The following is a 22408-nucleotide window of genomic DNA, read 5'->3' as shown; positions in this document are numbered from 1 at the left end:
GGTAGGACAGGCGATGGCAGAGGATGCGAGAGAACCGGCCGCTCCTGCGGCTGACGGGGGCACGGCGGCGCGGCCGGATCGCACGGCAGCGACGCGGCAGGCGCTGGTGCAGGCGGCTCTGGCGCTGTTCCTGGAGCGTGGCTTCAAGGCGACACGGATGAGCGACGTCGCTGCCGCGGCCGGGCTCGCGAAGGGGACCACCTACCTGCACTTCAAGGACAAGGAGTCCCTGTTCGCCGACGTGCTGCGTGGCGTCCTGACCGAAACCGGGGGGCGCCGCCGGATCGGCCGGCCGCGGCCGGACGAGCCGACCCGGGCTTTCCTCCTGCGCACGGTGCCGCCGATCCTGCGCGAGCTGCAGGCGAGCGGCCGCTTCGGCATCCTCTATCTGATGGCGCGTGAGGGGCCGCAGTTTCCCGCGGTGGCCGATACCTACCACGAGACCGTCATCGTGCCTGTCCTGCGCCTGGTGCGTATCTACGCGCGTCGCGCCGAGCGGCGCGGCGAGGTGCGGTCGGACGCGCTGTCGCGGCTGCCGATCATCTTCGTCGCTCCGGCAATCCTGTCAGCGCTCTGGAACAACCTCTTCGGTCGAGCCTCTCCGTTGGACGTCGCAGCCGTGTTCGAAGGCTATCTCGACCTCTTGTTCGGTCCTGCGCCTGCTGGATCGGACGGGCCGCAGCAGACGTGACGGCCGGCACAAGGTGGACCGGCGTCACGGCCTCGTGACGCAACGGCATCCGGTGAGGTGACGTTGGCGCGAGAGAACCCGCCTCACCGGGCGAGGCGGCAGTCCCAGCCGAACTGGAGGCCTTCATGAACCAATTCGCTCTCTCTGCCCTCGCTCTCCTGCTCGCGAGCCCCGCTCTCGCGCAGAACCCGGCAAGCGAAGGCGTCACCGTCGACATGAAGATGCAGGACGGCTCAAGCGCCGGTACGGCGACGCTGACGCAGACCCCGCACGGCGTCCTCGTGCGCAACGACCTGTCCGGGCTGCCAGACGGCGAACACGCCATCCACTTCCACCAGACGGGTCGCTGCGACGGCAACTTCGAGTCGGCAGGCGGTCACTACAACCCCACCGAACACGCACACGGCTACATGTCGGCGGACGGCATTCACGCTGGCGACATGCCGAACTTCGCGGCTGTCGACGGCCGGGCGAAGTTCGATCACGTGAACATGCAGATCGCCCTCACCGGCGGCGAGGCGCCCCTCGACGACGCCGACGGTACGGCGCTGGTCATCCATGCCGGAGCTGACGACTACGGCTCGCAGCCCTCCGGCGCGTCCGGCGACCGCATCGCCTGTGGCGTGGTCTACGCCGCGCCCTAAGTCACCCGACGTTGTTGCAGCAGCAGATCGACGGCCGCCGCGTTCCGGCGGCCGTTTTGCGTTCTCCGAGAGAAGCATTGAATGGCCACCGCCCTTGCACAGACCGCGACGTCCGCACCGGATGCCGTCACTCCGCCGCCGGGTGCCCCCGACACGGTCAGCGAAGCGGTGAAGATCGACCCGGCCTTCGCGCTGGGCAAGCTCGAGAGCTGGATCGTCGGCTTCCAGAAGCTTCTGCCGAACATCGTGGTCGCCCTCGTGGTGCTCGTCATCTTCTGCCTGATCGGCTGGCTGCTCGGACGCGGTTTCGAGCGCTGGGCCAAGCGGCGCGAGCGCGACAATCTCGGCGACGTGCTCGGCTCCTTCCTGACCTGGATCGTGATCCTGTTTGGAACCCTGCTGGCGCTGACGATCGTCATACCCTCGCTCAATCCGGGCGACCTGCTCGCCGGGCTCGGCGTCGGGTCGGTGGCGATCGGCTTCGCCTTCAAGGACATCCTGCAGAACTGGCTCGCCGGGCTGCTGCTCCTGATCCGCCAGCCCTTCAAGGTCGGCGACCAGATCGTGGTCAAAGGGTTCGAGGGCAAGGTCGAATGGATCGAGACGCGGGCGACGATCATCACCACCTATGACGGGCGGCAGGTGATCATCCCCAATGCCGACGTCTATTCGAACGCGGTCACCGTCAACACGGCGCACGAGAAGCGGCGGTCGCAGTACGATGTCGGGATCGGCTATGGCGACGACATCGAGACGGCGCGGCAGGTCATCCTCACGGCGATCGAAAACCTGCAGGGCGTCGAAGCCGAGCCGAAGCCGGAGGTGCTGGTCTGGGATCTCGCCACGTCGACCGTGAACCTGCGGGTGCGCTGGTGGACGCATTCGGTGCGCACCGACGTGGTGCACACCCAGGCGCGGGTGCTGGAGGCGATCAAGCACGCGCTCGATGCGGCCGGCATCGACATGCCCTTCGACACGCAGGTGCTGCTGTTCCACGACCAGACCGAGGAGACGGACGGCGTGCGCGGCCGCCAGCGCGAGGGCTGGCCGCGGCCGGCCGACCGGGAGCCGCCGCGCCCGGCGCGCCGCGGCATGGACGCACGGGAGCCGAGAGGCGAGACGAGCACTGACGGCTAGACGAGGGGCGGCGAGAGGCGCGCGAAGCCCTCCTGCTGGCGATAAGGAAAATGCGGATACGGCGCCGGCTTGGCACTGACCCGATCGAGGCGGGTCATCTGCTCGGGCGTCAGGCGCACATCGAGCGCGCCGAGATTGTCGCGCAGCTGCGTCTCGTTTCGAGCCCCCATCACCACCGTCGAGACGGTCGGGCGCGCGAGGAGCCAGGCGAGCGCGAGCTGCGGCACGCTGTGACCGGTCTCGTCGGCGATCGCCACCAGAACGTCGACGACGTCGAAGAGATGCTCCCGCTCGACCGGCGGCGCGAAGCCTTCGGTCGCATGCAGCCGGCTGCCTTCGGGAAGCGGCCGGTCGCGTCGGATCTTGCCGGTGAGGCGGCCCCATCCGAGCGGGCTCCAGACCATCGCGCCGAGGCCTTCGGCCGCGCCGAGCGGCATCAGCTCCCATTCGTAGTCGCGGCCGACGAGGGAGTAGTAGACCTGATCCACCACGTGACGCGCATAGCCGCGGCGGTCGGCCACCGCGAGCTGGCGCATGATCTGCCAGCCGGCGAAATTGGAGACGCCGGTGTAGCGGACCTTTCCCGAGCGCACGAGCGTGTCGAGCGTCTGCATGACCTCTTCGGCGGGCGTTGCGGCGTCGTGGGCATGCAGGATCAGGATGTCGAGGTGATCGGTGCCGAGCCGGCGCAGCTGCGCCTCGACCGCGCGGATCAGGCGATGCCGCGAAGCGCCGGCCTCGTTCGGCCCGGCCCCGGTGGGCAGCGAAGTCTTCGAGCACAGGAGCACGTCGTCGCGCCGGCCCTGGATCGCCGCGCCGAGAACCTCCTCCGAACGGCCGTCGGAATAGACGTCGGCGGTGTCGAAGAGGTTGACCCCCGCGTCGAGGCAGACGTCGACCAGCCGCCGCGCCTCGTCCGCCTCCGTGCGGCCCCAGGCGGAGAAGAGCGGACCGGTGCCGCCGAAGGTGCCGGCGCCGAAGCTGAGAGCGGGAACGCGAAGGCCGGAGGCGCCGAGAAGGCGGTACTGCATGATGGGACCTATGGAAGAGGCAGGGATCGTCATTGCAGGGTAGAGGCGATCGCGCCTGTGCCGTAGACTGCGAGCCGGAATAGGATCTGTGACGGCATGGCACAAGTGAGCCGCTCCGACCGGCTGCGCGAGCTCGAGGTCTTCGCGCGCGTGGTGGCGGAGGGCGGGTTTTCGCCGGCGGCGCGCACGCTCGGCCTCACCCCGTCCGCCGTCAGCAAGCTCGTCGCCCGCCTCGAGCAGCGGCTCGATTCCCGCCTCGTGATGCGCTCGACGCGACGGACGACGATCACCGCGGAGGGTGCGGCGCTGCACGAGCGCACGGTGCGGATCCTGCAGGACCTGCAGGAGGCCGAGGAGATCGCGTCCGGAGGTGGGACGCCGTCGGGCCGGGTGCGCATCAGCACGAGCGCCTCCTACATGACGCACGTGATGGCGCCGCTCCTCGCGGGTCTCCTGGCGGCCTACCCGCGCATCCAGATCGAGATCGACCAGACGGACCGGGTGGTGGATCTCGTCGCGGACCGGACCGACATCGCCATCCGGGCGGGCGGTCTCGACGATTCCAGCCTCTTCTCCCGTGCTCTCGGCAGCTCGCCGCTCTGCCTCGTCGCCTCACCCGGTTACCTGGCGCGGGCCGGAATGCCCGGCAGTCTCGCCGAGCTTGCCGGGCACGAACGGCTCGGCTTCGCCTATCGGCGGCGGGTGGAAGGCTGGAGCACGTCCTCGAAAGGCGACACGATCGCGGCCGGTGGCCGGCTGCGGATCAGCGACGGCGAAGGCTTGCGGCATTTGGCGCTGGCCGGGATCGGTGTCGCGCGTCTGGCGGCGTTCACCGTGCGCGCGGACATGGAGGCCGGCCGCCTCGTTCCCCTGTTCCCCGATCTGCGGACCAGCGAGCCCGAGGCTTTCTCGGCGGTCTATGTCGGGCGCGGTGGCATCCTGCCTATCCGTGTCCGTGCGGTCATCGACTATCTCGCCCGCCATGGCCGCGTGGACTGAGGCCTAGTCCTGCGGCCGCCAGCTCTTCGGCTGGTAGCCGGGCAGCGCCTCGATCCGTGCGAGCCAGCTGCGCACCGCCGGCAGCGGGCCGAGGTCGAAGCCGCCCTCATGCGCGCTGCTGGTGTAAGGATAGAGCGCGATGTCGGCGAGGCTCGGCCGCTCGCCGCCGAAGAAGGCCTGCGCGGCCAGATGGCGCTCCATCACCGCGAGTGCGGCGCGGCCGCCTTCCAGTGTCAGGCGCAGCCGCTCCTCGCTCGCCGCCGCCCGGCGGTGCGGGTAGACGTGGAGGGAGCGGCGCACGGCCACGGTCACCTCGTGCGCGTTCTGCTCGAAGAACATCCAGCGCAGCATCGTCGCCCGCTCGAACGGATCGCCGGGCACGAAGGCCGTGCCCTCGCCGAGGAAGCAGAGGATGGCGTTCGATTCCGGCAGCAGCCGGCCATCCTCCAGCTCGAGCAGCGGCGCCTGGCCGGCCGGGTTCTTGGCGAGCCACGCCTCGGTGCGGGTCGAGCCGTCGAGCGTCGAGATCCCGCGGTGCCGAAACGGGCGACCGGTCAGCGCCATCAGGAGGCGCGGCTTGTAGCAGTTGCCCGAGTCCTGCATGCCCCAGATGGTGATCATCGCCGCCTCCGTCATCTCGATCCCCCGATGGTGCCGGAGGCCCTGCGACGCCGTCCAATTCATTCGGCTGACCCCATCCATCAGGCTCGCTCATGCCAGTGCGCGCTCGCGGCTGACCGCCGTCTCGGATACGCGGTCCGGAACGTGCCCCCTGTCCTATCGTCACCCGCCGTGGCACTATGGAATGGTCGGGTGAGGGACGTGTGCATGCTTCTCGTTCTGGCATTTTTCATGGGCATCATTGCAGGCCTGCGGTCGATGACGGCGCCTGCCGCCGTCAGCTGGGGCGCCGCGCTGGGGCACATCGCCGTCGGCGACAGCTGGGCGTCCTTCCTGGGAGCGACGATCACCCCCTGGATCTTCACCGTCCTCGCGCTCGGCGAGTTCGTCACCGACCAGCTGCCGCAGACGCCGAGCCGAAAGGTGCCGGTGCAGTTCGGCGGTCGCATCGTCTCGGGTGCCTTCTGCGGCGCGGTTCTCGGCACGGCGGGCGGCAGCCTCGTCGGCGGTCTCGTGGCCGGGGCGCTGGGTGCGATCATCGGGACGCTCGGCGGGGCCGCGGCGCGCGGATGGCTCGCGGCGCGCTTCCACAACGACCGGCCGGCGGCCCTGATCGAGGATGCCGTCGCGATCGTCGGCGCCGCCTTGATCGTCTCTGCAGCCGGATGAGCGGCGACTTCGACGCGATCGTCATCGGCGCGGGGCAGGCGGGCATTCCGCTCGCCGGGCGCCTGTCGGCCGCCGGCGGGCGGGTGGCGCTGATCGAGCGCGCCGCGCTCGGCGGAACCTGCGTCAACACCGGCTGCACGCCGACCAAGGCGATGGTGGCGAGCGCCCATGCCGCGCATCTCGCCCGTCGTGGCGCCGACTTCGGCGTGGCGATCGACGGCCCTGTCGGCATCGACTTCGCGGCCGTGCAGGCCCGGCAGCGCCGGATCTCCGGCGATTCCCGCGCCGGCGTCGAGAGCTGGGTCGCCGGAATGGCGAACTGCACGCTGATCCGCGGCCACGCGCGGTTTCGCTCGGCGCACGAGGTGGAGGTCGACGGCGACGTCCTCGCCGCGCCGCAGATCTTCCTGAACGTCGGCACGCGGGCGGCGGTGCCCGAGCTTCCCGGCATCGGCGACGTGACGGTGCTGACGAACGTCGAGCTGCTGGCGCTAAACGTGCTGCCCGAGCACCTCATCGTCGTCGGCGGCAGCTATATCGGCCTGGAATTCGGCCAGATCTTCCGCCGCCTCGGCAGCGCCGTCACCATCGTCGAAAAGGCGCCGCGGCTGGTCGCCCGGGAGGACGAGGACGTGTCCGCAGCGATCGAGGGGGTCCTGGCGGCCGAGGGCGTCGCGATCCGCACCGGCGCCGAGTGCATCCGCTTCGCGCGCGGCGGTGGCGGGATCCGGGTCGGGGTCGACTGCACGCAGGGTGAGCCCGAAGTCGTCGGCTCGCACGTCCTCCTGGCGGTGGGGCGGCGGCCGAACACCGAAGATCTCGGTCTCGACCGGGCGGGGGTCGCGGTGGACGCGCGCGGCTACGTCACCGTCGACGACGGGCTGCGCACGAGTGTCGACGGCATCTTCGCCCTCGGCGACTGCAACGGGCGGGGCGCCTTCACGCACACCTCCTATAACGACTTCGAGATCGTCGCGGCCAACCTCCTGGACGGCGGCGATCGCCGCGTCACGGACCGGCTGCCGGCCTACGCCCTCTACACCGACCCGCCGCTCGGCCGCGTCGGGATGACCGAGCGCGAGGCGCGCGAGCAGGGGCGGTCCGTCCGCGTCGGGCAGCGGCCGATGACCCGAGTGGGGCGCGCCGTCGAGAAGGGCGAGACGCAAGGCTTGATGAAGGTCGTGGTCGACGCCGCGACGCAGGAAATCCTCGGCGCGGCGATCCTCGGGCCGGGCGGCGACGAGGCGGTGCACGGCGTTCTCGACATGATGAGCGTCGGCGGCTCGGCGGAGGCGATGCGGCTGGCGGTGCCGATCCATCCGACCGTCTCCGAGCTGATCCCGACGATCTTCGGCGAACTCGGACCACCCGGCTGAGGCGCGGCGAAGCGGAGGAGAGAGGCATGGTGCAGCACTGGCCCGAGCTCGACACGCCGAGCTGGCGCGACAGCTGCGCGGCGCTGCATCTCTATCTGCAGGTTGCCGGCAAGTACCGGCTGGCGCGGACCCCGTGGGTCAATCACTCCTGGCACGCGACGTTTCAGGTCGGCCCGCGCGGCTGGCGCACGCCCTTGATCCCGGACGGGCCGGGGATCGACATCGAGTTCGATCTCCTCGCGCACAGGGTGATCGGCCGCAGCGGCGACGGCGGCGAGGCCACGATCCCGCTGCGCCCGATGAGCGTCGCCGGCTTTTACGGCGAGTTCCGCGCGATGATCGCCCGGCTCGGGGGCAATGCCCGCTTCGACGGAATGCCGAACGAGCGGCCGGATCCGGTGCCCTTCGCCGACGATCATGCGCCCCGCCCGTATGATGCCGAGGCGGTGACGCGCTTTTTCCGCGCGACGGTCTGCGCCAGCCGCGTCTTCGAGACCTACCGCACCGGCTTTCTCGGCAAGTCGAGCCCGGTGCACCTGTTCTGGGGCAGCTTCGATCTCGCCGTCACGCGCTTTTCCGGTCGCGCCGCACCGCGCCATCCGGGCGGCGTGCCGGCGCTGCCGGATGCGGTGGCGGTGGAGGCCTATGATCGCGAGGTCGCTTCGGTCGGCTTCTGGCCGGGCGGCGGCGGCGTCGACGAGCCGGCGTTCTACGCCTATGCCTATCCGGCACCGGCGGGCTATGAGGCGGCTCGGCTGGCGCCGGAGGCCGCGTTCTTCCATGCGGAGCTGCGGGAATGGATCCTGCCCTATGGCGCCGTGCGGAACGCGCCGGATCCCGACGCCGCACTTCTCGCCTTCCTCAACAGCGCCTACCGTGCTGCGGCCGACCTCGGTGGCTGGGACAGGGCGCTGATCGAGTGCGAGCGTGGCCTCCCCGGGCGGCCGCGCCGGGCGACACCGCTGGCCTCGTCCTGACGCCTCTCCACCGGCCGTGCAGCCGTCCGGATTCACGCAGCCGCGGTCGAACCGGTCAGCGCGCTCACCAGCAACACAAGGGCCCGACGCTCCCGTTCATGGTCGACCGCGGCCAGGCGGCCGTCGAGCGACAGCGTCGCGAGGCCGTGCACCAGCGACCAGCAGGCGAGCGTCGCGGCCGGAATCCCGGCGGGCGCCAGCGAGGCGACCCGGTTCGCGAGGATGTCGAAGGCGCCGGGGTCGGCGACGGCCGTCTTGCCGGGGGGCCGGGCGTCGCCGGCAAACATCAGCCGGAACAGCGAGGGGTGCGCGCGGGCGAAGGCCACATAGGCAAGACCCTGCGCGACCAGCGCCTCCGCCGGAACGGGGGCGGCATCGGCCGCGAGGAGGCTTTTGCGCAGGAGCGCGAAGCCTCGCGCGGCGACAGCGTCGAGCAGGCTCGCCTTGTCCGGAAAGTGGCGATAGGGCGCCATCGCCGAGACACCTGCCGCGCGCGCGACCGCGCGCAGGGAGAGATCGGAGGTCCCGTCCTCGAGCAGTTCGAGGGCCGTCTCCAACAGCCGTTCGCGCAGATCGCTGGGGCTCGTCGCCATTCTGTTTACACCGTACACAAAACGAGCGATGTTTACGGCATAAACACGTCGCGAGGTGCGTCATGCAAGACCGCGTCAACCGTCAGTCCGTCGATCTCACCGCGTACCCCGATCTCGTCGTGGTCATCCTCGGCCTGAAGGTCCGCACGCTGCGCGGCCTCGTCTCGATGCTCGGCATCGGCAGGGGCCTCGCACAGATCCAGGGCGCGCCGCCCGACGGACTCCTCGGCCACGAGCAACTGCTGTTCGGCTGGAACCACCTCGGGATGCGGCAGTACTGGCGCGACCTCGACAGCCTCGAGCGCTTCACCCGCAGCGAACCTCATGCCGCCTGGTGGCGCGACTTCCTGCGCGACAGCGGCGGCGCCGGGTTCTGGCACGAGACCTATTCGGCCCGGCGCGGCATCGAGGCCGTGTATGTCGACATGCCGAGCCCCGTCGGGCTTGCCCGCTTCGCGCCGGAGCGCCGTCCGGTCGGCCCCTTCCTGTCGGCGCGTGGCCGACTGCGGGGCGGGATGGAGCGCGAGGTGGCCTGACGGCAGCCATGCCGCTTCGGCCTGGCCCGCGACCTTGCGCCCCGGCGGGGAGGGGACTACCGTCCCGCGCGCTTTGCGGCAGTGGGCCGCCAAGCGCCCACTACCACCGGAGTCTGATCCAATGGCATTCCTTGCCGCCGCCCTCGACCGCGTGAAGCCGTCCGCCACCATCGCCGTCTCCCAGAAGGCGCGCGATCTGAAGGCGAAGGGCCGCGACGTCATCGGGCTCGGCGCCGGCGAGCCGGATTTCGACACGCCGGAGAACATCAAGCAGGCGGCGATCGCCGCGATCAACCGCGGCGAGACCAAGTACACGCCAATCTCCGGCATTCCGCAGCTGCGCGAGGCGATCGCCCAGAAGTTCAAGCGCGAGAACGGCCTCGACTACACCGCAGCGCAGACGATCGTCGGCACCGGTGGCAAGCAGGTTCTGTTCAACGCCTTCATGGCGACCCTGAACCCCGGCGACGAGGTGATCATCCCCGCACCCTACTGGGTCAGCTACCCGGAGATGGTGGCGATCTGCAACGGCACCTCGGTGTTCATCGAGGCGCGGATCGAGGACGACTTCAAGGTGACGGCGGCGGCGCTGGAGGCGGCGATCACGCCGCGCACCAAGTGGTTCCTGTTCAACTCCCCGTCCAACCCGACCGGCGCGGCCTACACCTATGAGGAGTTGAAGGCGCTGACCGACGTGCTGGTGCGCCACCCGCACGTGTGGGTGCTGACCGACGACATGTACGAGCACCTCGTCTATGGCGACTTCACCTTCACCACGCCCGCCCAGGTCGAGCCGGCGCTCTACGACCGCACGCTGACGGTCAACGGCGTCTCCAAGGCCTACGCGATGACCGGCTGGCGCATCGGCTATGCCGCGGGCCCGCTGAACCTCATCAAGGCGATGGACATGATCCAGGGCCAGCAGACCTCCGGCGCCTGCTCGATCGCGCAGTGGGCGGCCGTCGAGGCCCTGACCGGCACGCAGGACTTCATCCCGAGGAACCGCGAGATCTTCCAGGGCCGCCGTGACCTCGTGGTCTCGATGCTGAACCAGGCGAGCGGCATCAAGTGCCCGACGCCGGAGGGCGCCTTCTACGTCTATCCGTCCTGCGAGGGGCTGATCGGCAAGCGCACCGAGGCCGGCAAGGTGATCGAGACCGACGAGGACTTCGTCACCGAACTGCTCGAAGCCGAGGGCGTGGCGGTGGTGCACGGCTCGGCCTTCGGCCTCGGCCCGAACTTCCGCATCTCCTACGCCACCTCGGACGCGCTTCTGGAGGAAGCCTGCACCCGCATCCAGCGGTTCTGCGGCAGCCTGAGGTAATCGCGTGACGGGGGCGGCGGCATCGCTGCCGTCCTCCGGCGCGCCTCGGCAACCGCTGCGAGGGGCGCGAAAAAAAAGCCGGGCACGTGGCCCGGCTCAGTGAAGAATTTGCATTAGCAAACCCTTGGGAGGAAACAGTCGGCCAGGACAGTGGGAGGAGGTACGTCCACGACCGACTAAGATCGATTTATAAGGCTGCCCTGCGAGGAGGACAGAGCATGGAGGTCATGCCAGCCATGCATGCCATGCATGCAACCTTCGCGGATCATCGCCATGCTCGTATACAGCCGCCGCTCGTCAGGCCGTCAGCGCCTGAAGCGTCCGCCACAGCGCGATCCGTTCCGCCTCACCGACCGCCGCACTGCGCGCGTCGATATTGCCCCGGTTGATTCCCCGGCCGATGCGGATGAAGGCGCCGGCATCGGCGAGGGCGTTGCAGCCGAGCCGCTGCCAGGCAGCGCAGGCGGCGGGGAGAGAGACGTACGGGTCCTCGATGGTGGCCGGATGCGCCTCGAGATCGACGCCGGCATCGCCCGAGGCCCTGCGATAACCGTCGCGGCCGGTGATCTGGAAGACGCCGCCGCCGCGGAAGTCGTACCCGTCGCTGGTGCCTTTGCGGTTGCCCATCCGCCCGCCATAGGCGAAGTCGCCGAGCGCCACCGGATTGCGCAGAAGCGTCCGGCGGATGGTCGTGTCGGAGAGGGCGCGCGTGCGGCTCGGCCAGACCGCGCGAAGGCGCGCGACGCTGGTGTAGGTCAGCGACTCCCGCAGGACGGTGAAGCCGCCCGTCTCGTGCGCCGCCTGCGCGACGAAGGCGACGAGGCGGGGCAGGGCGTCGGACAAGCCATAGCGAGCGAGGATCGCGCACCCGCGTTCGGAGGTGAACGCGTCGAGATAGGCGGCATGCACCGCCCGGCGCGCAGCGCCGGACGGACGTGGCGCGAGCTTGGCGAGGGTGTCGCGGGACAGCGTGGCGTGTGACGCGGGACGGGTCTGCATGGCGGGATCTCCGCTTCGGATCCGTCCATGAGAACAGAGCCGGGGCTGGCGGGGATAACCGTCACCCCCTATCCGCCGGCTGGGAGCCTCAGTCTCGATCCGGCGCGCCGAGCGGGAACAGCGAGCGGAACGGCCGGGCGTCCTCGACGCAGCGGGCGACCGAGGGCCGTGCGAGCAATCGCCGACGATAGTCCCGCAGCAGCGCCAGTTCCGGCGGGATCGCGCAGACCCAATCGGCGTAGAACAGGGCCGGTGCGGCGGCACAGTCGGCAAGCGTGAAGCTTTCGCCGCAAGCCCAGACGCCCGCCTGCAGCCGGCCCTCGATCCACGCATAGGCGGTTGCCAGCGTCGCCTTGGCCTGGGCGGTCCCAAGAGCGTCACGTGATCCCTCCGGGCGCAGTGCATCGGCGACGATCGCCTGCATCGGAGCGTGAATGTAAGTGTCGAAGATCCGGTCCATCAGGCGGATGTCGAGCGCAACAGCCGCATCGGCCGGCAGCAGCCGACGCTCGGCGGCGTGATGCAGTTCGAGGTGCTCGATGATGATGGTCGACTCGACCACCGTCCGCCCCGCATCGACGAGGATGGGCATCTTGCGCAGCGGCCAGCGCTCGGCGAATTCCTCTCCGGTCGGCGCATCGCTGCCGTCGAGCAGCCGGACCTCGAACTTCAGCCCCTGCTCGTTCAGCGCGATGAGCACCTTCCAGCAGTAGGAGGCGAAGGGGTGAATGAAGAGCTGCAGACTCAAGGGGACCTCCCTGCCACCAGATGGCCAGCCCGATCGGACGGCGCAGGTCACGCAGGGCCGGTGCCCCAGAAGTGGCGTGCAGCATCGGTTCGGTGCCGGTAATGGACCAGCGCCAAGCTAGAGGTCTTCACAAGGGGGCGAAAGCCGGCGCGCCACCTCGAATGCGTTCGATCCGGCGCTGCGACGCAGGCCTCAGAACGACCAGGTGCGGGCCTTGGAGATCAGGAAGTCGCGGAAGACCTTGAGCTTGGCCGCGTTGCGCAACTGCTCGGGGTAGACGAGGTAGGTGTCGAAGGTCGGCATGTCGATCTCCGGCAGCACCTTCACGAGCTTCGACTGGCTGTCGATCATGTAGTCCGGCAGCAGCGCGAGGCCGATGCCGCTCTCGATCGCCGACTTGATCGACATCAGGTTGTTGATCTGCAGGATCGGGCTGCGCGCCTGGCCCTCGGGCGAGCCGATCGTCTCGAGGACGTTGAGGTTGCGCAGATAGGGCGGGGCCGGCTCGCCGAAGGTGATGATCCGGTGCTGGGCGAGGTCGCCGATCGTCTCGGGCTGGCCGTAGCGCTGCAGGTAGGACGGCGCGGCGTAAACGTGCAGATGCACCGTGAACAGCCGGCGCTGGATGAGATCGGGCTGCTGCGGCTGGCGCAGGCGGATTGCCGCGTCCGCCTTGCGCATCGTCAGGTCGATCTCCTCGTTGTCGAAGACGAGCTGCAGTTCGACCTCGGGATAGAGCTCGAGAAACTCCTTGGCGCGCTCGGTCAGCCAGCCGGAGCCGAGGCCGACCGTGGTGGTGACGCGCAGCTTGCCGCTCGGCTTCTCACGGGTCTCCGAGAGCTGCAGCCGCACGGTCTCCAGCCGCTTCACCACATCGCTGGTCGTCTGGTAGAGAAGCTCCCCCTGCTCGGAGAGCACGAGGCCCCGGGCGTGGCGGTGGAAGAGCGGCGCTCCGATTTCCTGCTCCAGCGCCGCGACCTGACGGCTGATCGCCGACTGCGACAGGTTCAGTTCGTCCGCCGCATGGGTGAAGGAGCCGGCCTCGGCCGCCGCATGGAAGATTCGCAGCTTGTCCCAGTCGAGCGCCATACGTGCCTTAGGGTCCGCGCCGCCGCTGCCGGTCCGGACCCTACCTCCCTCGCTGCACAAGGCGCCACCCCCGGGGCGGCGCCGATCGGATCGCGCTTTGCCTATTCGGCGGCTTCGCGTTGCCCCTCGTCCTGTCGCGTCAGCACCAGCCAGCGCTCGGCCTCCAGCGCCGCCATGCAGCCCATGCCCGCGGCGGTGACGGCCTGGCGGTAGACGTCGTCGGCGACGTCGCCCGCCGCGAAGACGCCCGGCACCGAGGTGCGCGTCGAGCCCGGCTCGACCCAGAGGTAGCCGGACGGCTTCATGTCGAGCTGCCCATGGAAGAGCTCGACCGCCGGTGCGTGGCCGATCGCGACGAAGACGCCGTCGGCGCTGCGCTCGGAGACCTCGCCGGTGACGCGGTCGCGCAGCTTCACGCCCGTGACCGACTTCAGCGGCTTCTCCACGCCGACGACCTCGGCGACCTCCGCGTTCCAGATGACCTCGACGTTGTCCTTTTCCATCAGCCGGTTGCGCAGGATGCGCTCGGCCCGGAACTCCTCGCGCCGATGCACCACGGTCACCGTGCGGGCGATGTGGGAGAGGTAGAGCGCCTCTTCGACCGCGGTGTTGCCGCCGCCGACCACGACCACGTCCTTGCCGCGGTAGAAGAAGCCGTCGCAGGTGGCGCAGGCCGAGACGCCGAAGCCCTGGAAGGCGGCCTCGCTCTCGAGGCCGAGCCACTTCGCCTGCGCACCGGTCGCCACCACCAGCGCGTCGCAGGTGTAGAGGTCGCCGCCGTCGCCCTTCAGGCGGAACGGGCGCACCGACAGATCGGCCTCGACGATCAGGTCCGACACCATTTCGGTGCCGACATGGATCGCCTGCGCCTTCATCTGCTCCATCAGCCAGGGGCCCTGGATGGGATCGGCAAAGCCCGGATAGTTCTCGACGTCCGAGGTGATGGTGAGCTGGCCGCCCTCCTGCAGGCCGGCGACGAGCATCGGCTTCATCATCGCGCGGGCAGCGTAGATCGCGGCGGTATAGCCGGCCGGTCCGGAGCCCAGAATCAGGATTTCTGCGTGGCGATGGGTCATGTCGATACTCGTCTTCGCGCATTCGGACGGCAGATGGCGACCGGCCCGATCCTCTTCAATAGAGCATGGCCGTCGGCGACTGAACCCTTCCGGACCCTAATCCGGCTGGCGATCCACATCAAAGCGCGGGACGGCGAACCGGCGGGACGGGCCTTTGCGCGATGACGCGCGCGCACCGGCTGTTCACCACGCACCGACATTCGGCTAGAGAGGGTGTCCATGCGCCGCCGGTCTCGGGGCGTTCGCCGATGAGCGGCGAGCGCGTCGCACGCGCCTGCGGCTCGACAAGGGCGTTGACCGGCCGCTCCGGCCCGGGGGATCGGCATTCTTAGGACCGTCTTCAATATCTGCTCGCTGTTCGGCCTGGTGCTCGCGGGCGGCATGCTGATTCCCGCGCTGATCGACGCGGCGAGCGCCAATCCCGACTGGAGCGTGTTCGTCGGCTCGAGCGCGATCACCGCGGCGGTCTGCCTCCTGATCGCCGTCGGCACGCGCGGCGAGCGGCCGAAGTTCACCCCGCGGCTCGGCTTCCTGCTCGTCACCGGCGTCTGGATCACCGCCGCCGGTGTCGGCGGGCTGCCGCTCTATCTCTCCTCGGCCAACATCACCTATGCCGCCGCGTTCTTCGAGGCGATGTCGGGCCTCACCACCACGGGCTCGACCGTGCTCGTCGGTCTCGACACCATGCCGCGCGGCCTCCTGATGTGGCGCTCGATGCTGCAGGGCATCGGCGGCATCGGGATCGTCGGGATGGGCCTCCTGATCCTTCCGTCGCTGAAGGCGGGCGGCCTGTCCCTCTTCCAGATGGAAAGCTCCGACAAGTCGGACAAGCTCTTGCCGCGCGCCAGCCAGCTCGCGGCTGGGCTGAGCGCCGCCTACGTGGCGCTGACGGCCTCCTGCGCCGTCGCCTATTTCCTCTGCGGGATGACCCCGTTCGACGCGATCAACCACGCGCTCGCGACGATCTCGACCGGCGGCTTCTCCACCCGCGACGCCTCGATGGGCTACTTCAACAGCGACCGGATCCTCGTCGTCTCGACGGTCTTCATGATCCTCGGCTCGATGCCCTTCGTGGTCTATGTCCGCGCCTTCCTGCCGCGCCGCTTCCAGCGCTGGAGCGATCCGCAGATCGGCCTGTTCCTGCTGATCTGCCTGACGTTCAGCCTCGCCATCGCGGTGTCCCGGCGCCTGACCAACGACACCCCCTTTGGCGAGGCGCTCATCTCCTCGGCCTTCAATCTCGTCTCGGTGATCAGCACGACCGGCTTCGTCTCGGACGACTACTCGACCTGGTCGACCGGCGCCGTGGGGGTCTTCTTCGTGGCGATGTTCCTCGGCGGCTGCGCCGGCTCGACCACCGGCGGCATCAAGGCGAACCGGCTGGTGATGCTGTACCTCCTCGTCGAGTCGAACTTCCGCCGGCTGATCCGTCCGCATGCCGTGCGCCGCATCCGCTACGGCCGGCAGGAGGTCTCGGTCGAGGTCCTGCAGAACGTCACGATCTTCTTCTTCCTCTATTTCGGGACGCTGCTGCTCGGCACCATGGTGCTCGGCATGATCGGGCTCGACTTCGTCACCGCCTTCACCGGCACGCTGACGACCCTCTCCAATGTCGGCCCAGGTCTCGGCCAGGTGATCGGCCCGTCCGGCAATTTCGCGACCATGCCGAACTCGGCCCTCTGGGTGCTCTCGGCGGTCATGCTTATGGGGCGGCTGGAACTCGTGACGGTCGTGATCCTCCTGTTCCCGGCGGTCTGGCGCGACTGATGGTCGGCATCGTCTTCATCAATCTGGATCGCGCGGTGGAGCGGCGCCGCTTCATGGAGCGCCAGGGGGAGCGCCTCGGCCTGCGGCTGGAGCGGGCGCGGGCCCTGGAGCCGGGCGACATCGAGCCGGCGCTCATGCAACGGCTCTCCGGCCAGTGGGAGCGGCCGCTCGATCCGGCCGAGGTCGCGGCCTTCCTGTCGCATCGCGCCCAATGGGCGCGCGCGCTGGCGGATGACGAAGGCCTTCTCATCCTGGAGGACGACGCGGTGCTGTCGCCGCGCCTGCCGGAGGTCTTGGCCCGCCTGCCCCGGGACTATGATGCGATCACGCTCGAGCACTTCGAACGGCGCAAGTTCTTCCGGCGCAAGGGCGCAGCGGTCGCGGCGGGCCCGGCCGTCGTGCGGCCGCTGCTGCGCGACAAGGCGGGTGCGGCGGCCTACCTCCTGAGCCCGCACGGTGCGGCGCGGCTGCTGGCGATCGCCGACACGCATGCGGCGCCGGCCGACGCCTTTCTCTGGGGTGTGGCACAGCTCAAGGTCGGCCAGGCCGAGCCGGCGCTCGTCATGCAGGCCGACAAGCTGGCGGCGCGCGGCATCGATCCCGGCATCGTCGTGTCGACCCAGATCCAGGCGTTTCGCGGCAGCACGATGCGGGAAGCCGAAGGCGCTCGCTTCGCAGCGCGCCGCCTGGCGGCGCAGCTGCCGCTGGCCAGCCTGCATCTGCGCCGCCTCCTCGATGCCGAGTTCCGGATGCCGGCCTTTGACGAAGACGAGTTCAGGCGGGCCCTGCCGATCCGCGACGCAGCCGCCCCGGCGCCGCCTGCCGGTCAGCCGGCGCCCTCGGCCCAGACGCGTTCGTAGACCGCACGGATGCCCTCGGCCTCCCGTTGCAGCGGGAAGGTCGCACGGGCATGCGCGAGCGCCGCCTCGGCCGCCCGCTGGCGCAGGTCGTCGTCGGCAAGATAGGGCTCGATCGCTGCCGTCAGCGCGGCGACGTCGTCGACGGGAACCACGCGGCCGGTGACGCCCTCGACGATCAGCTCGGCAAAGGCGCCGGCATCGCTCGCCACCACCGGCGCGCCCGAGGCCATCGCCTCCAGCGGGGTGAGGCCGAAGCCCTCGTTGCGCGGCGGGGCGACGTAGAGATCGAAGCGGCGGAACCAGGCGGCGACGTCGTCGACCTCGCCGAGGAAGCGGATGCGCTCGGACAGGCCGGCCCGCTCGATCTCCGCGCGCAGTCCCGCTTCGAAGCCGGCATGCTCGGGCGTGGTCCGGCCGGTCAGCACCGCCGTCCAGCAGGGATGGTGCGGCAGGAGCGCGATCATGGCGCGGACAAAGAGGTCGGTGCCCTTCTGGTGCCGGATCCGTCCGGAGCAGCCGACCATATGCTCGCCGCCTGCTGTCGCAGCGCTGCGCTCACCGGGCGCCGCGGGACGAAAGCGGTCGAGGTCGATGCCGTGAAGGTTTACCGTGTGCGGCACCTTCAGGAACGCGCCGCTGCGGGCCGAGGTCGCGATCACAGCGTCCATGCGGCGGATCAGGAAGCGCGTCCAGGCCGTGTGCCGGCGTTGCGCCGCAGAGGTAAAGACAAGCCGCAGCGGCATGCGCAGGACGTCGCGCAAGACGATGCCGGCCAGCATCTCGGTGTTGCGTCGGGCATGCCAGATCCGGAAAGGCCGATGGCGCGGGCGGCGCCACAGGCCGGGAAGCTGGCGCCAGCGCAGCTTCGGCAGATCGGCGGGCAGGCCAGGTCCGAGCGTCGCGATGCCGAGGCTCTTGGCCTGCAGCGGCACGAGCTGGACGACGGTGGAGGTGACGCCCGAGAGCCGGCGCTTGAAGTTCGGCGCGATCACCTCGATGTCGCGAAGCTGCATCGCGTCGAAACCGGCTCAACAGTAGGGAGGCACGGGCCTCGCAGGTCCGCGCTCGGAAAGGCGAAGGTGAGCCGGGCTCAGCCCCAGCGCAGCTCGAGCACCTCGTAGGAGCGCGAGCCGCCGGGCGTCGTCACTTCGACCACGTCGCCCTCGGACTTGCCGATCAGTGCGCGGGCGATCGGCGAGCTGACGGAGATCCGGCCGGACTTCACGTCGGCTTCCTGCTCGCCGACGATCTGGTAGACCCGCTCCTCCTCGGTGTCCTCGTCGACGAGCTTCACCGTGGCACCGAACTTGATCTTCGAGCCCGAGAGCTTCGACACGTCGATCACCTCGGCACGGGCCGTCAGGTCCTCGAGCTCGGCGATGCGGCCCTCGTTGAGGCTCTGCGACTCCTTGGCAGCGTGATACTCCGCGTTCTCCGAGAGGTCGCCATGGGCACGGGCTTCGGAGATCGCCTGGATGATGCGCGGGCGCTCTTCCTGCTGACGACGGCGCAGCTCCTCGCGCAGGGTGTCGAACCCGTTGCTCGTCATCGGAACCTTTTCCATGCCTTCACCTCTAGCCGCCGGCCGATGCCGGCAGTCCTTTCGCGCGTTCCCGATGAGCTCGGGGTAAAAACAAACCGGCCCCGGACGCGGTGGCCCGGAACCAGTCGATCACGTCAGCGCCCGACCCGTCGACGAATCCAGGCCGTCGGCACCCGTTCAAGCGGCCGTGAAGTAGGACTGGAGCGATCGCACTTCAAGGCTGCCGTCCCGCAGCGCCGCGATGGCCTCCGCCGCGGCCACCATGCCCGCCAGTGTCGTGTAGTACGGCACCTTGTGGTTCAGCGCGGCGCGCCGGATCGAGCGAGAATCGGACAGGGCCTTGGCGCCCTCGGTGGTGTTGAGGACGAGCTGGACCTGCCGATTGCGGATAGCATCCTCGATATGTGGCCGGCCTTCAAGCACCTTGTTGATCTTGTCGGCGGCAATCCCCTGATCGACAAGGAAGCGCTGCGTGCCGCCGGTTGCGATCACCCGGAAGCCGAGCTCGGCCAGCCGGCGCACCGGCTCGAGCACCCGCCGCTTGTCGCTGTCCTTGACCGAGACGAAGACGGTGCCCTCGCGCGGCAACTCGACGCCGGCGCCCAGCTGCGACTTGGCAAAGGCGACGGCATAGCTCGTGTCGAGGCCGATGACCTCGCCGGTCGAGCGCATCTCGGGCCCGAGCAGCGTGTCGACGCCCGGAAAACGAGCGAAGGGGAAGACCGCCTCCTTCACCGCCACATGCTTGAGGTTGCGCGGCTCGGGCCGGCCGCCATAGGCCGCAAAGGCGTCGTCGAGCCGCTCGCCGGCCATCACGCGCGCCGCCACCTTGGCGATCGGCGAGCCGACCGTCTTGGCGACGAACGGCACCGTGCGCGAAGCGCGCGGGTTGACCTCGAGCACGTAGATGTCCGCGTCCTTGATGGCGAACTGGACGTTCATCAGGCCGCCGACCTTCAGTGCCAGCGCCATCTCGCGCGTCTGACGCTCGAGCTCGTCGACCACCGCTTCCGAAAGGGAGTGCACCGGCAGCGAGCAGGCCGAGTCGCCCGAATGGATGCCGGCCTCCTCGATGTGCTCCATGATGCCGGCGACGAAGCTGGTCTCGCCGTCGCTGAGGCAGTCCACGTCCACCTCGATCGCGTCCGACAGGTAGGAGTCGATCAGCACCGGCGACTTGCCGGAGACGACGACGGCCTCCTTGATGTAGCGCTCGAACTGGGTCTCGTTGCGCACGATCTCCATCGCCCGGCCGCCAAGCACGTAGGACGGGCGGATGACGACCGGGTAGCCGATCGAGGCGACGATGGCGCGGGCCTCGTCGACCGAGCGGGCGATGCCGTTGTTCGGCTGCTTCAGGGTCAGCTGGTTGAGGAGCTTCTGGAATCGGTCGCGGTCCTCGGCAAGGTCGATCGCGTCCGGCGACGTGCCGAGGATCGGAATGCCCGCCTCCTGCAGGCCCGCGGCGAGCTTCAGCGGCGTCTGCCCGCCGAACTGGACGATGACCCCGTGCAGCGTGCCGTTCGACTGCTCGGCGCGCAGGATCTCGAGCACGTCCTCGACCGTCAGCGGCTCGAAGTAGAGCCGGTCCGAGGTGTCGTAGTCGGTCGAGACGGTCTCCGGGTTGCAGTTGACCATCACCGCCTCGAACCCTGCGTCCTGCAGGGCAAAGGCGGCGTGGCAGCAGCAATAGTCGAACTCGATGCCCTGGCCGATCCGGTTCGGCCCGCCGCCGAGGATCACCACCTTGCGGCGGTCCGAGACCTCCGCCTCCGAGCGCAGCGCGCCGGCGAAGGGCGCTTCGTAGGTCGAGTACATGTAGGGCGTCGGCGAGGCGAATTCGGCCGCGCAGGTGTCGATGCGCTTGTAGACCGGGTGGATGTCGAGCCGGTCGCGCAGCGCCCGCACCTCGGCCTCCTCGCACCCGACCAGCCTGGCGAGCCGTGCGTCGGAGAAGCCGAGCGACTTCAGGAGGCGCAGGTTCTCGCCGTCCTGCGGCAGGCCGTGCTCGCGCACCCGTTCCTCCATCGCGATGATCGAGGCGATGCGCGAGATGAACCAAGGATCGATCTTGCAGGACTGATGCACCTGATCCTGCGGGAAGCCCATGCGCAGCGCCTGCGCCACCATGCGCAGCCGGTCCGGCGTCGGCGTGCCGAGCGCGGCGCGGATCGCGTTCTTGTCGTCGTCCTCGCCAAGGCCCGGAATCTCGATCTCGTCGAGTCCGTCGAGCCCGGTCTCGAGCCCGCGCAGCGCCTTCTGCAGCGACTCCTCGAAGGTGCGTCCGATCGCCATGACCTCGCCGACCGACTTCATCGCCGTGGTCAGCACCGGCTCGGCGCCGGGGAACTTCTCGAAGGCGAAGCGGGGGATCTTGGTGACGACGTAGTCGATCGTCGGCTCGAAGGAGGCCGGCGTCGCACCGCCGGTGATGTCGTTGTCGAGTTCGTCCAGCGTGTAACCGACCGCGAGCTTGGCGGCGATCTTGGCGATCGGAAAGCCGGTCGCCTTGGACGCGAGCGCCGAGGACCGCGACACGCGCGGGTTCATCTCGATGACGACGAGCCGCCCGTCCTCGGGATTGACCGCGAACTGCACGTTGGAGCCGCCCGTTTCGACGCCGATCTCGCGCAACACCGCGATCGAGGCGTTGCGCATCACCTGGTATTCCTTGTCGGTGAGCGTCAGGGCCGGGGCGACGGTGATCGAATCGCCGGTGTGGACGCCCATCGGGTCGATGTTCTCGATCGAGCAGACGATGATGCAGTTGTCCGCCTTGTCGCGGACGACCTCCATCTCGTACTCCTTCCAGCCCAGCACCGACTCCTCGATCAGCACCTCGGTGGTCGGCGAGGCATCGAGGCCCCGCTCGACGATCTCGAAAAACTCCGAGCGGTTGTAGGCGATGCCGCCGCCGGTGCCGCCGAGCGTGAAGGACGGGCGGATGATCGCCGGCAGGCCGACGCTTTCCAGTCCCTCCGCCGCCGCGGCCAGCGCGCGGGTCATGTAGCGCTGCTTGCGATCGACCTCGCCGAGGTTCCACTCCTGCTCCAGCGCAGCGAGCTTCGCCTCGCGCTCGCCGTCGTCCTGCAGCGTCCGGATCAGCTCGGCCCGCCGGTCTTCGTGGGCCCGCTTGTCGACGGCCTTGGCGTCGCTGGCATTGGCGAGCTGCGAGCGCGGCGTGGCGAGCCCGATCTTGGCCATGGCGGCACGGAACAGGGCCCGATCCTCGGCCTTGTCGATCGCCTCGGCGTCGGCACCGATCATCTCGACGCCGTAGCGGTCGAGGACGCCCATGCGCTTCAGCGACAGCGCGGTGTTGAGCGCCGTCTGGCCGCCCATCGTCGGCAGGATCGCGTCCGGCCGCTCCTTGGCGATGATCTTGGCGACGACCTCCGGCGTGATCGGCTCGACATAGGTTGCGTCGGCGAGATCGGGATCGGTCATGATCGTCGCCGGGTTGGAGTTGACGAGAACGATCCGGTAGCCCTCGGCCTTCAGCGCCTTGCAGGCCTGGGTGCCGGAATAGTCGAACTCGCAGGCCTGGCCGATGATGATCGGCCCCGCACCGATGATCAGGATCGTGTGCAGGTCGGTGCGTTTGGGCATGGCTCAGATTCCGCTCGGCGCTGCCCGCACGACAAACCGGCCGCATGTGCTGCGTCCGGCGGTTGGCAGGCTGTTTTCAGGCTGAGGCCGGCTTATAGGGAAAGACATCGCGTCCCGAA

Annotated in this window: 21 protein-coding genes; 11 read left to right on the top strand and 10 right to left on the bottom strand. The window is 69.4% G+C overall.

The window, feature by feature from the left end; translation table 11 throughout:
• The first annotated feature begins 13 nt into the window (after window positions 1–13).
• From NPA30_RS18365 to NPA30_RS18355, 3 genes are all read left to right on the top strand, one after another.
• The gene (locus NPA30_RS18365; protein WP_256804256.1) at window positions 14–691 is read left to right on the top strand and encodes a TetR/AcrR family transcriptional regulator; all 678 of its coding nucleotides are present in this window, start codon (window positions 14–16) and stop codon (window positions 689–691) included.
• A 125-nt stretch (window positions 692–816) separates the two neighbouring features.
• Entirely contained in the window at window positions 817–1335 is a 519-nt protein-coding gene (locus NPA30_RS18360; protein WP_256804255.1) for a superoxide dismutase family protein, read from the top strand.
• A gap of 81 nt (window positions 1336–1416) precedes the next feature.
• On the top strand, window positions 1417–2472 hold the full coding sequence (locus tag NPA30_RS18355) for a mechanosensitive ion channel family protein (RefSeq protein ID WP_256804254.1): 1056 nt from the start codon (window positions 1417–1419) through the stop codon (window positions 2470–2472).
• Here the strand turns inward: NPA30_RS18355 and NPA30_RS18350 are convergent.
• On the bottom strand, window positions 2469–3503 hold the full coding sequence (locus tag NPA30_RS18350) for an aldo/keto reductase (protein ID WP_256804253.1): 1035 nt from the start codon (window positions 3501–3503) through the stop codon (window positions 2469–2471). The two genes, NPA30_RS18355 and NPA30_RS18350, sit on opposite strands and share 4 nt — an antisense overlap.
• A gap of 96 nt (window positions 3504–3599) precedes the next feature.
• Between NPA30_RS18350 and NPA30_RS18345 the strand changes: the two genes are divergently transcribed.
• A complete protein-coding gene (locus NPA30_RS18345) occupies window positions 3600–4502 on the top strand; it encodes a LysR family transcriptional regulator (RefSeq protein ID WP_306228998.1) in 903 nt (300 codons plus the stop codon).
• 3 nt (window positions 4503–4505) lie between these two features.
• On the opposite strand, the gene NPA30_RS18340 is transcribed toward NPA30_RS18345, so the two are convergent.
• Entirely contained in the window at window positions 4506–5123 is a 618-nt protein-coding gene (locus NPA30_RS18340; protein ID WP_256804252.1) for a glutathione S-transferase family protein, read from the bottom strand.
• A 207-nt stretch (window positions 5124–5330) separates the two neighbouring features.
• Here NPA30_RS18340 and NPA30_RS18335 point away from each other — a divergent pair, with 207 nt between their 5' ends.
• The 3 genes from NPA30_RS18335 to NPA30_RS18325 are packed head-to-tail and all read left to right on the top strand — an operon-like array spanning window position 5331 to window position 8145.
• Window positions 5331–5792, top strand: a complete 462-nt coding sequence (locus tag NPA30_RS18335) for a DUF4126 domain-containing protein (RefSeq protein ID WP_256804251.1) — start codon at window positions 5331–5333, stop codon at window positions 5790–5792.
• The gene (locus NPA30_RS18330; protein ID WP_256804250.1) at window positions 5789–7168 is read left to right on the top strand and encodes an FAD-containing oxidoreductase; all 1380 of its coding nucleotides are present in this window, start codon (window positions 5789–5791) and stop codon (window positions 7166–7168) included. The genes NPA30_RS18335 and NPA30_RS18330 overlap by 4 nt, the downstream gene beginning before the upstream one ends.
• Window positions 7169–7194: 26 nt before the next feature.
• Entirely contained in the window at window positions 7195–8145 is a 951-nt protein-coding gene (locus NPA30_RS18325; RefSeq protein ID WP_256804249.1) for a DUF5996 family protein, read from the top strand.
• A gap of 32 nt (window positions 8146–8177) precedes the next feature.
• Here the strand turns inward: NPA30_RS18325 and NPA30_RS18320 are convergent, their stop codons facing one another.
• Window positions 8178–8738: a TetR/AcrR family transcriptional regulator gene (locus NPA30_RS18320; protein ID WP_256804248.1), complete on the bottom strand. Its 561-nt coding sequence runs from the start codon at window positions 8736–8738 to the stop codon at window positions 8178–8180.
• Window positions 8739–8800: 62 nt separating this feature from the next.
• On the opposite strand from NPA30_RS18320, the gene NPA30_RS18315 reads away from it, so the two are divergent.
• On the top strand, window positions 8801–9274 hold the full coding sequence (locus NPA30_RS18315; RefSeq protein ID WP_256804247.1) for a monooxygenase family protein: 474 nt from the start codon (window positions 8801–8803) through the stop codon (window positions 9272–9274).
• Between the two features lie 121 nt (window positions 9275–9395).
• Window positions 9396–10598, top strand: a complete 1203-nt coding sequence (locus NPA30_RS18310; RefSeq protein ID WP_256804246.1) for a pyridoxal phosphate-dependent aminotransferase — start codon at window positions 9396–9398, stop codon at window positions 10596–10598.
• Window positions 10599–10895: 297 nt separating this feature from the next.
• On the opposite strand, the gene NPA30_RS18305 is transcribed toward NPA30_RS18310, so the two are convergent.
• The 4 genes from NPA30_RS18305 to trxB form a co-directional block, all read right to left on the bottom strand.
• Window positions 10896–11597, bottom strand: coding sequence for a glycoside hydrolase family 19 protein (locus NPA30_RS18305; RefSeq protein ID WP_256804245.1), 702 nt, complete (start codon window positions 11595–11597; stop codon window positions 10896–10898).
• 88 nt (window positions 11598–11685) lie between these two features.
• A complete protein-coding gene (locus NPA30_RS18300) occupies window positions 11686–12345 on the bottom strand; it encodes a glutathione S-transferase family protein (protein ID WP_256804244.1) in 660 nt (219 codons plus the stop codon).
• Window positions 12346–12537: 192 nt separating this feature from the next.
• Window positions 12538–13434, bottom strand: a complete 897-nt coding sequence (locus tag NPA30_RS18295) for a LysR family transcriptional regulator (RefSeq protein WP_256804243.1) — start codon at window positions 13432–13434, stop codon at window positions 12538–12540.
• Between the two features lie 101 nt (window positions 13435–13535).
• Entirely contained in the window at window positions 13536–14510 is a 975-nt protein-coding gene (gene trxB / locus NPA30_RS18290) for a thioredoxin-disulfide reductase (RefSeq protein WP_256804242.1), read from the bottom strand.
• A 381-nt stretch (window positions 14511–14891) separates the two neighbouring features.
• On the opposite strand from trxB, the gene NPA30_RS18285 reads away from it, so the two are divergent.
• Window positions 14892–16277, top strand: coding sequence for a TrkH family potassium uptake protein (locus NPA30_RS18285; protein ID WP_256804241.1), 1386 nt, complete (start codon window positions 14892–14894; stop codon window positions 16275–16277).
• On the top strand, window positions 16277–17137 hold the full coding sequence (locus NPA30_RS18280; protein WP_256804240.1) for a glycosyltransferase family 25 protein: 861 nt from the start codon (window positions 16277–16279) through the stop codon (window positions 17135–17137). Before NPA30_RS18285 ends, NPA30_RS18280 begins: the two co-directional genes overlap by 1 nt.
• Here the strand turns inward: NPA30_RS18280 and NPA30_RS18275 are convergent.
• The 3 genes from NPA30_RS18275 to carB all read right to left on the bottom strand — a co-directional run bounded on the left by NPA30_RS18275 (window position 17104) and on the right by carB (window position 22289).
• Window positions 17104–18150, bottom strand: a complete 1047-nt coding sequence (locus tag NPA30_RS18275; RefSeq protein ID WP_256804239.1) for a glycosyltransferase family 4 protein — start codon at window positions 18148–18150, stop codon at window positions 17104–17106. The two genes, NPA30_RS18280 and NPA30_RS18275, sit on opposite strands and share 34 nt — an antisense overlap.
• Window positions 18151–18227: 77 nt before the next feature.
• Window positions 18228–18701 (bottom strand): transcription elongation factor GreA, encoded by a 474-nt coding sequence (gene greA / locus NPA30_RS18270; RefSeq protein ID WP_256804238.1) that lies wholly within the window; start codon window positions 18699–18701, stop codon window positions 18228–18230.
• Between the two features lie 156 nt (window positions 18702–18857).
• Window positions 18858–22289, bottom strand: coding sequence for a carbamoyl-phosphate synthase large subunit (gene carB, locus NPA30_RS18265; RefSeq protein WP_256804237.1), 3432 nt, complete (start codon window positions 22287–22289; stop codon window positions 18858–18860).
• Window positions 22290–22408 lie beyond the last annotated feature (119 nt).

This window comes from Mangrovibrevibacter kandeliae (genome assembly GCF_024519155.1).
In the GTDB taxonomy this organism is placed as follows: Bacteria; Pseudomonadota; Alphaproteobacteria; order Rhizobiales; family Rhizobiaceae; genus Mangrovibrevibacter; species Mangrovibrevibacter kandeliae.
This window is presented reverse-complemented; position numbering and strand designations above follow the sequence as displayed.